This window comes from Pseudomonas morbosilactucae (assembly GCF_023241715.1).
Classification (GTDB): domain Bacteria; phylum Pseudomonadota; class Gammaproteobacteria; order Pseudomonadales; family Pseudomonadaceae; genus Aquipseudomonas; species Aquipseudomonas morbosilactucae.
In genome coordinates this window covers 93,212-105,561 of sequence record NZ_JALQCW010000058.1, presented here as the reverse complement: position 1 = coordinate 105,561, position 12,350 = coordinate 93,212, and the positions used below count along the sequence as shown (strand labels likewise).

Genomic DNA, 12,350 nt, shown 5'->3' with positions numbered 1-12,350 from the left:
CGGCGCGCAGGCGGCTGATCCAGCGCGGGGAAATGTTCAGGCTCAGGAACCAGTCGGGCGGCGCTTCATGCAGACGGCTCAGGGCGTTGTCGCGGATCTGCCGGTCAAGGCGGCGCAAGGCGCTGGAAGCGGTCTTCGGTTCGGCGAACAAGGGCCCCACCGACTGCATTCGGCCATCGGCCTGGAGCAGGCGTCCCAGTGCTTCGACGCCGGCGATACGGCCGGTGGCGGTATCGATAAATGGCTGAAAGCAGGCAAGCGGTTGCCCGTCGATCACAGGGCCTCCTTATGAAGAGTCTTGTTGGAATTGGAGCCGTGACTGTCATGGGGACAGGCAGGAGTCGGCCCCCGAAAGGGCCTATCCAGGTTGCTTAGCAAGAATGTAGCCAGATAGTGACTGCTCAGTTTTTGCGTGAGGAGCCTTGCATCACCAACTTGATCAGCGGCAGCAGGCCGGTGCCCAGGCGCACCAGACGAGTCAGGCTGCCGACACCGCGGCTTTTGGCGCCTTTGCCGGTGATGAACCCCAGCAGGGTGACCACAGCCACGCCCCATAACGGCGCGTGCTTGATGCCCAGGCCTTCCTGCCAGTTCTGACCGAGGCCGCGCATGCGTTGCAACGGTTGCATGAGTTGCTGGGACTCATGACGAATTTCCTGGCGGTGCATTTCCATGCGCAGGCGGATCAGGGCCTTGCGCATTTCCCGGCGGGAGTTGCTTTGCGGAATCTCGGGCAGGCTCATGGCAGCAGGCGCTCCCGGTCATTGGCCAGCTCTTCGAGGGTGGCGTGGAAGGGCGAAGATTCATCGTAGATCGCGGCTTTCAGGCGCAGGCCGCAGAACATCGCTGCCAGGGTATAGAACACGCAGAGGCCGATGATGCCGGCCAGGCGATAGCTGTCCCACAACAGGATCAACACCAGCGCCGACAGCCCCACCAGCAACAGCAGGGCAAAGACCAGCGCCAGGCCGGCAAACAGCAACAGGCTGACGGTGCGGGCTTTCTGTTCTTGCAGCTCGATGCCGAACAGCTCGACATGGCTGTGCAACAGGCCCAGGACAGCCGCGCCCAGGCGCCGCGATGAGGAGGTCGAGGACGAGCCGGATTCACCGATCGCCATGATCAGCGCCGCGTGGCCAACAGGCCGATCAGAAAGCCCACGCCGGCAGCGATGCCCACGGACTGCCAAGGGTTGGCCTGTACGTAGTCCTCGGTGGCGGTGACGGCAGCCTGGCCGCGTTCACGCAGGGAGGCCTCGGTCAGTTGCAGGGTTTCCCGGGCGCGCAGCAGGCTGTCGTGGATCTGCTCGCGCAACTCATCGGCCTGATCACCGGCCAGGCTGGCGGTGTGTTCCAGCAGACGCTCCGTGTCACTGACCAGTGCCTGAAAGTCCGCCATGAGTATTTCTTGAGCCGTCTTTGCTGTTTTGCTGGCCATGGTTATCTCCGTAATGGCTTGTGTGTGCTTCGAGTATGAGCCTTGGGCGAAGGTTCACTGCAATTGTCTGGTACAGCTTTTGCTTTGTGCTGGTGCGCCAGGGAGGCCGATTGCGCTGAAAACGCGCATGCGGTGGCGCAGGGCGCGCGAAACCTTAGCCTAAAAAATTAGAAACTTAACAAAACCTCTTCAAGCAGGATTTCGCTCTTCGACGTCGTGCGCCAAAACGGTTCGCCAAACGCGCTTCAATAGCGTGCCCGGCGCCAACTTGGTGCGACTGGAAGGGCGCCATCATTGGCTTGGAGCTGTTGCTGATAGCAGGTCTGCCAACTCCATGGAAAATTTGCAAAGCGCTGTGGACAGTCTGGTCCATGGTTCCAATACCCTGTTCATCCTGATCGGCGCGGTGATGGTGCTGGCCATGCACGCCGGCTTCGCCTTCCTCGAGGTCGGCACGGTCCGGCAGAAGAACCAGGTCAATGCACTGTCGAAAATCCTCAGCGACTTCGCGGTCTCGACCCTTGCTTATTTCTTTATAGGCTATTGGATCTCCTACGGCGTGAGCTTCCTGCAGCCGGCGGCAGTGATCAGCGCGACCACGGTTACGGCCTGGTCAAGTTCTTCTTCCTGCTGACCTTCGCCGCTGCCATTCCGGCAATCATTTCCGGGGGTATCGCCGAACGGGCGCGCTTCGTGCCGCAGTTGTGTGCGACGGCGCTGATCGTGGCCTTCGTCTACCCCTTCTTCGAAGGCATGGTGTGGAACGGCAACTTTGGTTTGCAGGCCTGGTTGCAGGCGCGCTTCGGCGCCGGCTTCCATGACTTCGCCGGGTCCGTGGTGGTGCACGCCATGGGGGGGTGGCTGGCGTTGGCGGCGGTGCTGTTGCTGGGCCCGCGCAACGGTCGCTACCGCGATGGCAAGCTGGTGGCCTTCGCGCCGTCGAGCATTCCGTTCCTGGCCCTGGGCTCGTGGATCCTGATTGTCGGCTGGTTCGGTTTCAACGTGATGAGCGCCCAGACCCTGCAAGGCCTGAGCGGGCTGGTGGCGGTGAACTCGCTGATGGCCATGGTCGGCGGCACCATGGCGGCCCTGATTGTCGGGCGCAACGACCCGGGCTTCCTGCACAACGGTCCCTTGGCCGGGCTGGTAGCGATCTGCGCCGGTTCCGACCTGATGCACCCGGTGGGCGCCCTGGTGACTGGGGCCATTGCCGGTGCCTTGTTTGTCTGGTGCTTTATCGCGGCCCAAGGCAAATGGAAAATCGACGACGTGCTGGGCGTATGGCCGCTGCACGGCTTGTGCGGCGTGTGGGGCGGCATTGCCTGCGGGATTTTCGGCCAGGGCGCCTTGGGCGGCCTGGGGGGCGTCAGCCTGATCAGCCAGTTGATCGGCACCGCGTTGGGTGTGGTGGTGGCACTGGTGGGCGGGTTTGTCGTGTACGGCGCGATCAAGGCCTTGCACGGGCTGCGCCTGACCCAGGAAGAAGAGTATTACGGCGCCGATCTGTCGGTGCACAAGATCGGCGCTGTCAGCCAGGACTGATGGTCGGGGGCGGTGCGGGCGAGGGGCGTGCGGTGCCTCAGCCCCGCCCGATTTCATTGTCCGCCCTGCAACCGTGCCTCAGCGGCTTCGATGGCCGCCAGGGGGCCGGACATCAGCACCGTGTCCCCGGGCTGCAACAGCGGGTTGGTGTCCAGGGCCTGCTCCTGGCCCTCGCGCTGCAGCCCTTGCACATCCACGCCTAACGGCTCCAGGCCGAGGTCCTTCAACGTGCGCTGGCAGGCGTAGGCGTCGGTGTCGAGCTTCACCGCATGCATCAGCACTTTGGGCTGGCCGCGGTTATCCAGCAGGTTGCTCTGGGCGCCGTGGTAGAAACCATGCAGCAGGCGATAACGGTTGTGGCGGACTTCGTCGACCTTGCTTTGCACCTGCTGCTCCGGTACGCCAAGCATGATCAGGGCGTGGGACGCGAGCATCAGGCTCGACTCCAGTAACTCCGGTACTACTTCGCTGGCGCCCGCCGCCTTGAGTTCAGCCAGTTGGCTGTCGTCGCGGGTGCGGACCAGGATCGGCACCTGGCTGTTGAGGTGTCGCGCCGCTTTGAGGACGGCCAGGGCGATGTCGGTTTTATCCACCGCGATCACCAGCAGCCGGGCCCGTTCCAGGCCCACCGCGCTGAGCAGTTCACCTCGGCGGGAATCCCCGTAGTGCACGCAGCTTTCACCGGCGGCGGCCTCTTGCACCCGCACCGGATCGTCGTCCAGGGCCAGGAAGCGCTGTTGCTCGCGCCGCAGGAAGCGGCCGATGGATTGCCCCACGCGGCCGTAGCCACAAATCACCACGTGCCCCGCCATCTCGGCGGTCATGGCACTGATGTGTTCCAGTTGTGCCTCCTGGTTCGGCTTGCGGTGCAGGGCGGCGGCGAGCCGGGGGGCGGCACGCAGCAACAGCGGGGTCAGCAGCATGGAGCAGAAGGTGGCGGCCAGTAGCAGGCCACTGATTTCACCGGGCATCAGTTTGCTCTGTTGCATCTGCGCCATCAGTGCGAAGCAGAATTCACCGCCTTGGGCCAGGGCCAGGCCGCTGCGCCAGGCGGTCTCGCCATCGCGGCCCCGGATGATCAGCACGGCAGCCACCACGCCGCCCTTGATCAGCATCAGGGCCAGGGTCAGGCCGAGGATCAGCAGTGCGTGACTGGTGAACAATTGCAGATCGATCAGCATGCCGATGCTGACAAAGAACAGGCCCAGGAGAATGTCGCGAAAGGGGCGGATATCCGCTTCGATCTGATGCCGGTAATGGCTTTCCCCCAGCAGCATGCCAGCGAGGAAAGCGCCCAGGGCGGGCGACAGGCCCAGCAGGTGAGTAAGCCAGGCTGTCAGCAAGACGATGACCAGGGCCAGTAGCACAAACAGTTCGGCGGAATGGGAAGCGGCGACTTCATGGAACAGGCGCGGCAGTAACCAGCGGCTGGCCAGCAGCAGGCCGACGAACAGCACCAGGGTCTTGGCCAGGGTGCTGGGTAGCGCCCAATACCAGGCCAGGTCGCTGCTGCCGGCAAACACCGGGACCAGGGTCAGCAACAGCACGGCCACCACGTCCTGGAACAGCAACACGCCAATAGCGTTCTGCCCATGACTGCTGAATATCTCCCCCAGGCTGCTCAACTCCTTGCTGACGATGGCGGTGGAGGAGAGCGCCAGCCCGGCGCCGAGCATCAACGCCGCCACCCAGGGCATGCCAAACGCCACCAGCAAGGCGCCGAGTACGCTGCCGGTGCACAGCACCTGCACGCTGCCCAGGCCGAATACCACGCGGCGCAGTGCGAGCATCTTCGACAGCGAAAATTCCAGCCCCAGGGAGAACAGCAGGAACACCACCCCCAACTCCGCCAGGTCCGGCAGGTCCTCGCTGTCGTTCACCCAGTCCAGGGCAGTGGGGCCGACCAGCAGGCCGACGCACAGATAGCCGAGGACCGGCGGCAGGCGCAGGCGTCGGAACAGCGCGATTACCACCAGGGAGGAGGCGAGGATGATCAGCAGATTGGCGAACACAGATGTCTCCCGACAGGGGGCGCTGGCGATAACCGAGCGTAGCGGCAAAAAGGTCGCGAGGGTCGCTCAATCCACAAAGCGTGACGCTGATGTGCATCATTCTTTATGGAAGATGTCTCAAATTGAACATGCTTCGCTATGCTCAAGGGCGGCCGGCGAAGGTCGTGGTGCACCAGGCACAGGGTGGCCTGTCAGTGAGGAGCCGGAGAGGTTTATGGAGCGTCTGTATTCACTGCAAGGGTTGCGCGGGGCGGCGGTGCTGGGAGTGGTGCTGTTTCACATGACGTCTGTGGAGTTCAAGTACGCCGCGGGCGATGTGTTGTTGCCAGCGTTCTTGCAGTTCTTCCAATTGGGTGTCGATCTGTTTTTCGTCATCAGCGGTTTTGTCATGGTCATCGTCAGCCGCGGGCGTTTCCAGAACGTCGTCGAGACCCAGCGCTTCCTGTTCAATCGCTTGTCGCGGATCTACCCCACCTATTGGTTGTATTTTTTTATCACCCTGGGCGTTTACCTCTGGCAGCCGAGCCTGGTCAACAGCTCCCACGGCGGTTCCAACCTGTGGATGTCGTTCCTGTTATTGCCCAATGAACGGGTGCTGCTGGTGATGGTGGCCTGGTCGCTGGTGTTCGAATTGTGGTTCTACCTGCTGTTCAGCGCCTTTATGTGCCTGCGGGAGAAAAGCTTGCCGTGGCTGTTGCTGGGCTGGGCCGGGGTGATCGTGGTCTTCAACCTGCTGTTCAATTGGCAGGATTACTCGCCGGCGCTGAAAATCATGCTCCACCCCTACGCCCTGGAGTTCATTGTCGGCAGCGCCCTGGCACTGTTTTTCTATGGCCCCCACAGTGGCAGGCTGCCGAGCTCCTTGCTCTGGGTGGCACTGGCGGTGGCGCTGCTGCTGGGCTTTCCGTTGATTTACCTGAGTGGCCTGTACGCCAGTGAAGGGTTGCCGCGGATGGTTGCCGTGGGCCTGACCTTTGGTGCCCTGACCTTGTCCCTGGCGCTGCTGGAGCGGCGCAGCCTGATCAAGGTCCCGACGTTCCTGACGGCGGTTGGCGACATGTCCTACACCCTTTATCTGTCTCACCTGCTGGTGCTGGGGGTGATCGGTCGCGCTTGGCAAATGATCGGCGCCTGGCCTTCCAGCCCGTGGGACAACGCGTTTTTTGCCGTGCTGATGATGACCGCGGTGCTTTGTTATGGCTGGGTGGGTTATCACTTCTATGAGAAGCCGATCCTCGACCGGGCGACGGCTTACTGCAAGCGTCGATTCCGCGTGGCCCCGAGCCGCAAACATTACGATCCGGTGTAAGCCGGTTCTGCCTCGTTCCAGCAGGGAGCTTCGATGGCCAAAGTCCTGAATGGCAATCTCGACCTTCTCAAAGTCGTGCTCGCAGTCATGGTGGTGGCCTTGCATTGCAAGTTCCTCGGAGGCAACTACAACGCTCTGGGTTATGTGCTGTGCAATGGCCTGTTCCGGGTCGCGGTGCCGGCGTTTTTCATCATCAACGGTTACTACCTGTTCCAGACGCTGAGCGCCGGGCATTCGTTTGCCCAGTGGTTCAAGCGTGGGCTGCTGATCTATCTGTTCTGGATGCTGGTGTACAGCCCGCAGTACGTGGACCCGGCAACGTTGTTCAGTCTCGGTGGCGTGCTGGGCGTGGTGAAGAAACTGCTGATCGGCTATTTCCACCTCTGGTATCTGCTGGGCATGCTCGGTGGCGGCGTGCTGTTGCTGATGTTGCGCCGACGCGCCTCGGGGCTGCTGATCGGCCTGGCCTTGGGGGCGTTTGCGATCGGCCTATGCCTGCAATATGCGCGGGTGTACTACGAGTTGCCCAACGCCTTCCTGCAGCACTTCAACCAGAACGACTACACCGCACGCAATTTCCTGTTTATGGGCTTTCCGTTCATGACCATCGGCTTTCTGTTCGCACGCCATCAGGTCCCGGAAAAGGTGACCCGGCGTGGGGTCTGGCTTGGGTTGCTGCTGGGCCTGGGATTGATCCTGGCGGAGGCCGGATTGAACTTCGTCCTGCGCGCCGACGTTGAGCAGAACTTCGATTTTCTTGCCTCATTGCTGGTGGTCACCCCGGCGCTGTTTCTATTGCCGTTCGTGTACTACCGGGCGTCCAGCAACGGCATTCCGGCCAAGCTGTCTTCGGCGGTGTATTACGTGCATCCCTGGTTTATCTACGCAGCGCTGGGTGCGGGGCTGGCCTATGGCAATGTGATGAGCGGGCTGGTGCTGGTGCTGGCCTTCGCGGTGGCGCCGCTGCTGATTCTGGCCAGCCGCCGGGTCAAATTCATTCTCTGAGGCTGTGGCGGTCGACGGCTTTTTTACAGGGGCCTAGAATACGTGCCTGTCCTTTTCTGGTTGCACGGTCATGCCATCTGAATGCCAGTTGTTCGGCACCCTGGGGTGCCACCTTTGTGAACTCGCCGAGGCCGAGCTGATGCCCCTGGTGGAGCATGGGTTGATGGTCGAACTGGTGGATATCGGTGAAAGCCAGGCGCTGTTCGACGCCTACGGCTTGCGGATTCCGGTGTTGCGCCGGGTCGACACCGGTGCCGAGCTGGACTGGCCCTTTGATGCTGAACAAGTGGTGGCTTTTGTACGTTGAGCCCTCTCACGATCGGCGTTCCGCTGGTCGCCCCCTGATCTAATTCATTGGCGAGATCCGCTGATTCGTTTACTGTATGCATGTACAGCTATTCGGAATGCCTCGCCATGTCTCTCACCATCCTCGCTCGCGCCGAGCGTTTGCAGCACTTGCCCTCATCCTCCATCGAACCTGACGGCGTCATGGCGTCGCGGGGTGTGGATCACGCCGACGGCGGGTTCTCCCTCGATCGCACCGTGGGCCTTGGCGCGCCGCAGATTCGTGCGGTACTGGTCGACGATGACAGCCTGCTGGGGTTTGGCATCTATCCGGGGGACCGGTTGATTGTCGACCGTTCGGCCACCCCGGTGGTGGACCAGTACGTGGTGGTGCAGTTGGAGGGGGCCGCACCCTTCGGCGTACGCCTGGTGGCGCCGGACCCCAAGGGCGGCCTGTTGCTCAAGGCCTCACGTCCTTCCATCCCATCCATTGCCCTGGATGACCGGGAGACGGGGGCGATCTGGGGCGTGGTGTTGTGGGTGGTCAGTTATGTGGGGCGCAGTTGAGGCCAGGGTATGCCGCTTCAGAGGCTCAGGGCGAATCAAGAGGACAAAGGAACAGATGATGGTCAATGTCGAACAACTGAAAAACAGCGTAAACCGAATGTCCGCCGACGTAGTGCGTGAGGCGGTGCTTGAGTTGCGCCTCGATGGCCTGGTCACGGAAGGCAAGACGCCCTTCAACAAGCTGCACTTCAACACCTGCTTTGCTGAAATCGAGGCCCTGTTCCAGCGTGCGGGTTACCACCGGCAACTGGATGTGGTGGGGTATCAGGGCCTGCTGTATGCGCTCTATGACCCGGGGCGCTGGGACGCCGTGGATGTTCTGCGCTGGCTCAAGGAATTCACCGACGCCGCCGCCCATGCCCGGGGGACACCGGCTTAGGCTCGGTTATGGGTCAGGTGCCGGGTTCGGGGAAACTCCCCTAGGCTCCCCGCAGCCCTTGCTGGATAATGCCGCCTTGCCTTGATCGCTTGAGCGTTTGTATGTCCACCGCATCCTTTTCTGCCGCACAGCACCAAGCCAGCACCCTTTACCTGCCGCCCGGCTCCTGGTTGACGGTGCTTGATTGCCTGTGTGATCACTTCAAGGCCATCAGCCGTGAACACTGGCTGGACCGTATCGCCCGTGGCCGGGTGCTGGACGGGCAGGGGCAGCCCATCGCCATCGACCTGGCTTACCGTGAAGGCCTGCGGATTCATTATTTTCGCGAAGTGCCCGACGAAAAGGTCATTCCGGTGCAGGAGTCGATCCTGTACGCCGGCGAGCATCTGGTGGTGGCGGACAAACCGCATTTTCTGCCGGTCACGCCGGCAGGCGAGTACGTTGAGCAAACCTTGCTGCGCCGTTTGATCCGGCGCCTGGACAACCCCCATCTGGTGCCGTTGCACCGGATCGACCGGCACACGGCGGGGCTGGTGCTGTTTTCCGCCAACCCCGAGACGCGCTCGGCCTACCAGGCACTGTTTCCCACGCGGCAGATCGAAAAGCATTACGAGGCGATTGCCCCGGCGCTGCCTGAGTTGGCGTTTCCCAGGGTGCATAAAAGCCGCCTGGTGGATGGGCAGCCGTTTTTTCGCATGCAAGAGGGGGAGGGACCGAGCAATACCGAAACCGCCATTGAGGTTCGGGAACAGAACGGTGAGCTCTGGCGTTATGGTCTGTACCCGGTGACCGGTAAGAAGCACCAGTTGCGGGTGCACATGAGTGCCTTGGGGGCGGGTATCTGCAATGACCCGTTCTACCCTGAGGTCTTGCCGGATGCGGCCGATGATTACGCCAACCCCCTGAAGTTACTGGCCCAAGGGCTGCGGTTTATCGACCCGGTCACTGGCCAGGAGCGATCATTCGACAGCCGCATCACCTTGCAGTGGTGAAGTGTTTTCTTAGCGCTACAACGATAAAGCCCGAACGAGTCGGGCTTTATTCATTTCAGGGGCAGCGTCTTGAGGCTTACAGCTCTTTGACGGTACGCACCTGATCCTTGTTGATCCGGGTTTGCTTGCCGTCCAACTGTTCGAACTCGTAGAAGCCGGAATCCTTATCGTATTGAGGGGTGTCCACGGCCTGGATTTCACGGCCGTCATTCAAGGTTATCACTGTCGGCGAGGCGCAGCCGGCGAGTGTGCCGAGGCCCAATGCAAGCATCAGCGTGGCGAGGGTCCGTTGAGTCATGGTGTGTCTCCGAAATGAGTACTTTTAAGTGCTGATCTTCAGACGTATAGGCTGTCTGCAAGTTCCTTGACCGCGGTCATTCTGCCACGTTGTACGGTTGAAGAAGCAGCTCCGGTGTATTCAGATTAGCTAACCTTGGGTCATTTTCCGGACATTGCAGGGCTTGAGCCTGCAAGTGGCGCATGACCCGCCCGGGGCTGCGTTCGCCAGCCTGCCAGGCGCGCTCGAATGCTGGCAGCAGGGCTGTGGGAATAACACAGAGCAAGGGTTCCCAATGCGCGCCATGACGCACCATCAAAGGGTGTTCCGGTTGCTGGCTGGCGCTGTGGCGCATGGCCTGGATCAGCGTGGCATCGATTTGCGGTACGTCGCAGGGCAGCACCAGCAGGAACGGGTGGCGGGCCGCGCGCAAGCCGGCGCGGATACCGGCCAACGGCCCGGGAAAATCGTCGCTGTCGTCATGCACCAACTGGTCGGCGTACGGCGCGTAGATCTCTTTATTGCGGTTGCAGGAGATGATCAGGTCATCACTTACGCCTCGGGTCAGGCGCTGCAAGTGGGCAATCAGTGGCTGCCCTTGCCACTCCACCAGCCCCTTGTCCCGGCCGCCCATGCGCTGGCCCCGACCTCCCGCCAGCAGCAGGATGGAGCAAGGGGGCAGCGGCGCGATCAGGGTCATGGCGGGTCTCCAGAGGGGCGGTGAAACAGAGCGCTGTGATATAACACCGGGCTGTTTCTCCGACAACTGGAACGAGCCGATGAAAGCCAAGGCTGATGTACCTTTCGTGCCGCTGAACATCGCGGTGTTGACTGTCAGCGATACCCGCACCCTTGAAACCGACACCTCCGGGCAGGTCTTTGTCGACCGGCTGGGCGCCGCCGGCCACAACCTGGCGGCTCGGGTCTTGCTCAAGGACGATCTGTATAAAATCCGTGCCCAGGTGGCCCACTGGATCGCCGAAGACGTGGTGCAAGTGGTGCTGATTACCGGTGGCACCGGCTTCACCGGCCGCGACAGCACCCCCGAGGCGGTCAGTTGCCTGTTGGACAAGCAAGTCGATGGTTTTGGTGAGCTGTTCCGGCAGATATCCGTGGCCGATATTGGCACGTCCACCGTGCAGTCACGGGCGCTGGCCGGGCTGGCCAATGGCACCCTGGTGTGCTGCCTGCCGGGCTCCACCAATGCGGTGCGTACCGGCTGGGACGGGATCCTTGCCGAGCAGTTGGACTCACGCCACCGCCCTTGCAATTTCGTGCCTCATTTGAAGCAGGCCGCTCCTTGTGAATCCCGTGGGTAAGTCGGGCAAGGGCGGTGCCTTGATGCCGGTTGAAGACGCCTTGGAACGTCTGCTGGCGCTGGCCGAGGCCGCTCCGATCGTTGAGCGCGAGCGTTTGCCGCTGGCCGATACCCAGGGGCGGGTGCTGGCCTCAGACCTGATCTCGACCCTCGACCTGCCGCCTTGGCCCAACAGTGCCATGGACGGTTACGCCTTGCGCGTGGCGGATTGGCAAGGCCAGCCCTTGCCGGTCAGCCAACGGATTTTTGCCGGCCAAGCACCCCAGCCGCTGACCCCCGGCACCTGTGCCCGGATCTTCACCGGGGCACCGGTGCCTGAAGGCGCCGACTGCGTTGAGATGCAGGAAAATGCCCAGGTCCAGGCTGACGAGCGCGTGGTGTTCACCGAGGCCTTGAGCATCGACCAGAACATCCGTCCCCAGGGTCAGGAAACCACCTTCGGTGAATGTGTGCTGCAGGCCGGCACGCAGTTGGGGCCGATCGAACAAGGGTTGGCCGCTTCCCTGGGGTGTGCCGAGCTGGAGGTGGTTCGGCGGGTGCGGGTGGCGGTGTTGTCCACCGGCGACGAACTGGTGGAGCCCGGGCAGCCGTTGGGGCCGGGGCAGATCTACAACAGCAACCGGGTCCTGCTGTGCAGTTGGCTACAGCGCCTGGGCTGCGAAGTTCGGGATGCCGGGATTCTGCCCGATGACCTGGCCACCACCCGCCAGCGCCTGGCGGAATTGGGGGATGTCGACCTGATTCTGTCCACCGGCGGCGTTTCAGTGGGCGAGGCGGACTTCTTGGGGATTGCCCTGCGTGAAGAGGGCGAGATCGCCCTGTGGAAGCTGGCCATCAAACCTGGAAAGCCCCTGACCTTTGGCCATTTCCGTGGGGTGCCGGTGATCGGCTTGCCGGGCAACCCGGCATCGACACTGGTGACCTTCGCGCTGCTGGCACGACCTTACCTGTTGCGCCGTCAGGGCGTGCAGGACGTGCGGCCGTTGCAGTTTCCGGTTCCGGCGGGGTTTACCTGGGGCAAGCCGGGCAATCGCCGCGAGTACCTGCGCGGGCGACTTGAGAATGGGCGAGCAATCATCTACCGCAATCAGAGCTCCGGCGTCCTGCGTAGCGCAGCCTGGGCCGAAGGCTTGGTGGAAGTTCTGGAAGGCCAGACCCTGGCCGAAGGCGACTCGGTCAACTTCATTCCGCTGAGTGAAGTCCTGGGTTGACCCTGCGGAGCGAGCC

Annotated in this window: 15 protein-coding genes and 1 pseudogene; 9 read left to right on the top strand and 7 right to left on the bottom strand. The window is 62.3% G+C overall.

Annotated features, from left to right (window positions below; genetic code table 11):
• The 4 genes from M1B34_RS21115 to M1B34_RS21100 form a co-directional block, all read right to left on the bottom strand.
• A partial coding sequence (locus M1B34_RS21115; protein WP_268266146.1) for an EAL domain-containing protein occupies positions 1-277 on the bottom strand: 277 nt, incomplete at its 3' end.
• Positions 278-401: 124 nt separating this feature from the next.
• Positions 402-743, bottom strand: coding sequence for a hypothetical protein (locus M1B34_RS21110; protein ID WP_123328215.1), 342 nt, complete (start codon positions 741-743; stop codon positions 402-404).
• Positions 740-1,120: a phage holin family protein gene (locus tag M1B34_RS21105; RefSeq protein ID WP_123328214.1), complete on the bottom strand. Its 381-nt coding sequence runs from the start codon at positions 1,118-1,120 to the stop codon at positions 740-742. The genes M1B34_RS21110 and M1B34_RS21105 overlap by 4 nt, the downstream gene beginning before the upstream one ends.
• A 2-nt stretch (positions 1,121-1,122) precedes the next feature.
• On the bottom strand, positions 1,123-1,437 hold the full coding sequence (locus tag M1B34_RS21100) for an ElaB/YgaM/YqjD family protein (RefSeq protein ID WP_123328213.1): 315 nt from the start codon (positions 1,435-1,437) through the stop codon (positions 1,123-1,125).
• 334 nt (positions 1,438-1,771) lie between these two features.
• On the opposite strand from M1B34_RS21100, the pseudogene M1B34_RS21095 reads away from it, so the two are divergent.
• Positions 1,772-2,979: pseudogene (locus M1B34_RS21095) on the top strand (ammonium transporter).
• Positions 2,980-3,032: 53 nt separating this feature from the next.
• Here the strand turns inward: M1B34_RS21095 and M1B34_RS21090 are convergent.
• Positions 3,033-4,991, bottom strand: a complete 1,959-nt coding sequence (locus M1B34_RS21090; protein ID WP_268266145.1) for a monovalent cation:proton antiporter family protein — start codon at positions 4,989-4,991, stop codon at positions 3,033-3,035.
• Positions 4,992-5,205: 214 nt separating this feature from the next.
• Here M1B34_RS21090 and M1B34_RS21085 point away from each other — a divergent pair, with 214 nt between their 5' ends.
• The 6 genes from M1B34_RS21085 (at position 5,206) to M1B34_RS21060 (ending at position 9,528) form a co-directional block, all read left to right on the top strand.
• Positions 5,206-6,300, top strand: a complete 1,095-nt coding sequence (locus M1B34_RS21085; RefSeq protein WP_123328210.1) for an acyltransferase family protein — start codon at positions 5,206-5,208, stop codon at positions 6,298-6,300.
• A gap of 33 nt (positions 6,301-6,333) precedes the next feature.
• Positions 6,334-7,305 carry an acyltransferase family protein gene (locus M1B34_RS21080; protein WP_123328209.1) on the top strand — a complete coding sequence of 324 codons (972 nt, stop codon included), beginning with the start codon at positions 6,334-6,336 and terminating at the stop codon, positions 7,303-7,305.
• Between the two features lie 70 nt (positions 7,306-7,375).
• Positions 7,376-7,612 (top strand): glutaredoxin family protein, encoded by a 237-nt coding sequence (locus M1B34_RS21075; protein ID WP_123328208.1) that lies wholly within the window; start codon positions 7,376-7,378, stop codon positions 7,610-7,612.
• A 107-nt stretch (positions 7,613-7,719) separates the two neighbouring features.
• On the top strand, positions 7,720-8,157 hold the full coding sequence (locus tag M1B34_RS21070; RefSeq protein ID WP_123328796.1) for a S24 family peptidase: 438 nt from the start codon (positions 7,720-7,722) through the stop codon (positions 8,155-8,157).
• 58 nt (positions 8,158-8,215) lie between these two features.
• The gene (locus M1B34_RS21065) at positions 8,216-8,536 is read left to right on the top strand and encodes a transcriptional regulator (RefSeq protein WP_123328207.1); all 321 of its coding nucleotides are present in this window, start codon (positions 8,216-8,218) and stop codon (positions 8,534-8,536) included.
• Positions 8,537-8,637: 101 nt separating this feature from the next.
• Positions 8,638-9,528, top strand: coding sequence for a pseudouridine synthase (locus M1B34_RS21060; protein ID WP_268266144.1), 891 nt, complete (start codon positions 8,638-8,640; stop codon positions 9,526-9,528).
• Positions 9,529-9,604: 76 nt separating this feature from the next.
• Here M1B34_RS21060 and M1B34_RS21055 read toward each other — a convergent pair whose 3' ends face one another.
• Together M1B34_RS21055 and mobA are read right to left on the bottom strand one after the other, a co-directional pair.
• A complete protein-coding gene (locus M1B34_RS21055; protein ID WP_123328205.1) occupies positions 9,605-9,826 on the bottom strand; it encodes a YgdI/YgdR family lipoprotein in 222 nt (73 codons plus the stop codon).
• Positions 9,827-9,902: 76 nt separating this feature from the next.
• On the bottom strand, positions 9,903-10,505 hold the full coding sequence (gene mobA / locus M1B34_RS21050; RefSeq protein ID WP_268266143.1) for a molybdenum cofactor guanylyltransferase MobA: 603 nt from the start codon (positions 10,503-10,505) through the stop codon (positions 9,903-9,905).
• A gap of 79 nt (positions 10,506-10,584) precedes the next feature.
• Here mobA and moaB point away from each other — a divergent pair, with 79 nt between their 5' ends.
• A complete protein-coding gene (gene moaB / locus M1B34_RS21045) occupies positions 10,585-11,124 on the top strand; it encodes a molybdenum cofactor biosynthesis protein B (RefSeq protein ID WP_268261576.1) in 540 nt (179 codons plus the stop codon).
• Positions 11,108-12,334 (top strand): molybdopterin molybdotransferase MoeA, encoded by a 1,227-nt coding sequence (locus tag M1B34_RS21040; protein WP_268266142.1) that lies wholly within the window; start codon positions 11,108-11,110, stop codon positions 12,332-12,334. Before moaB ends, M1B34_RS21040 begins: the two co-directional genes overlap by 17 nt.
• Positions 12,335-12,350: the final 16 nt, after the last annotated feature.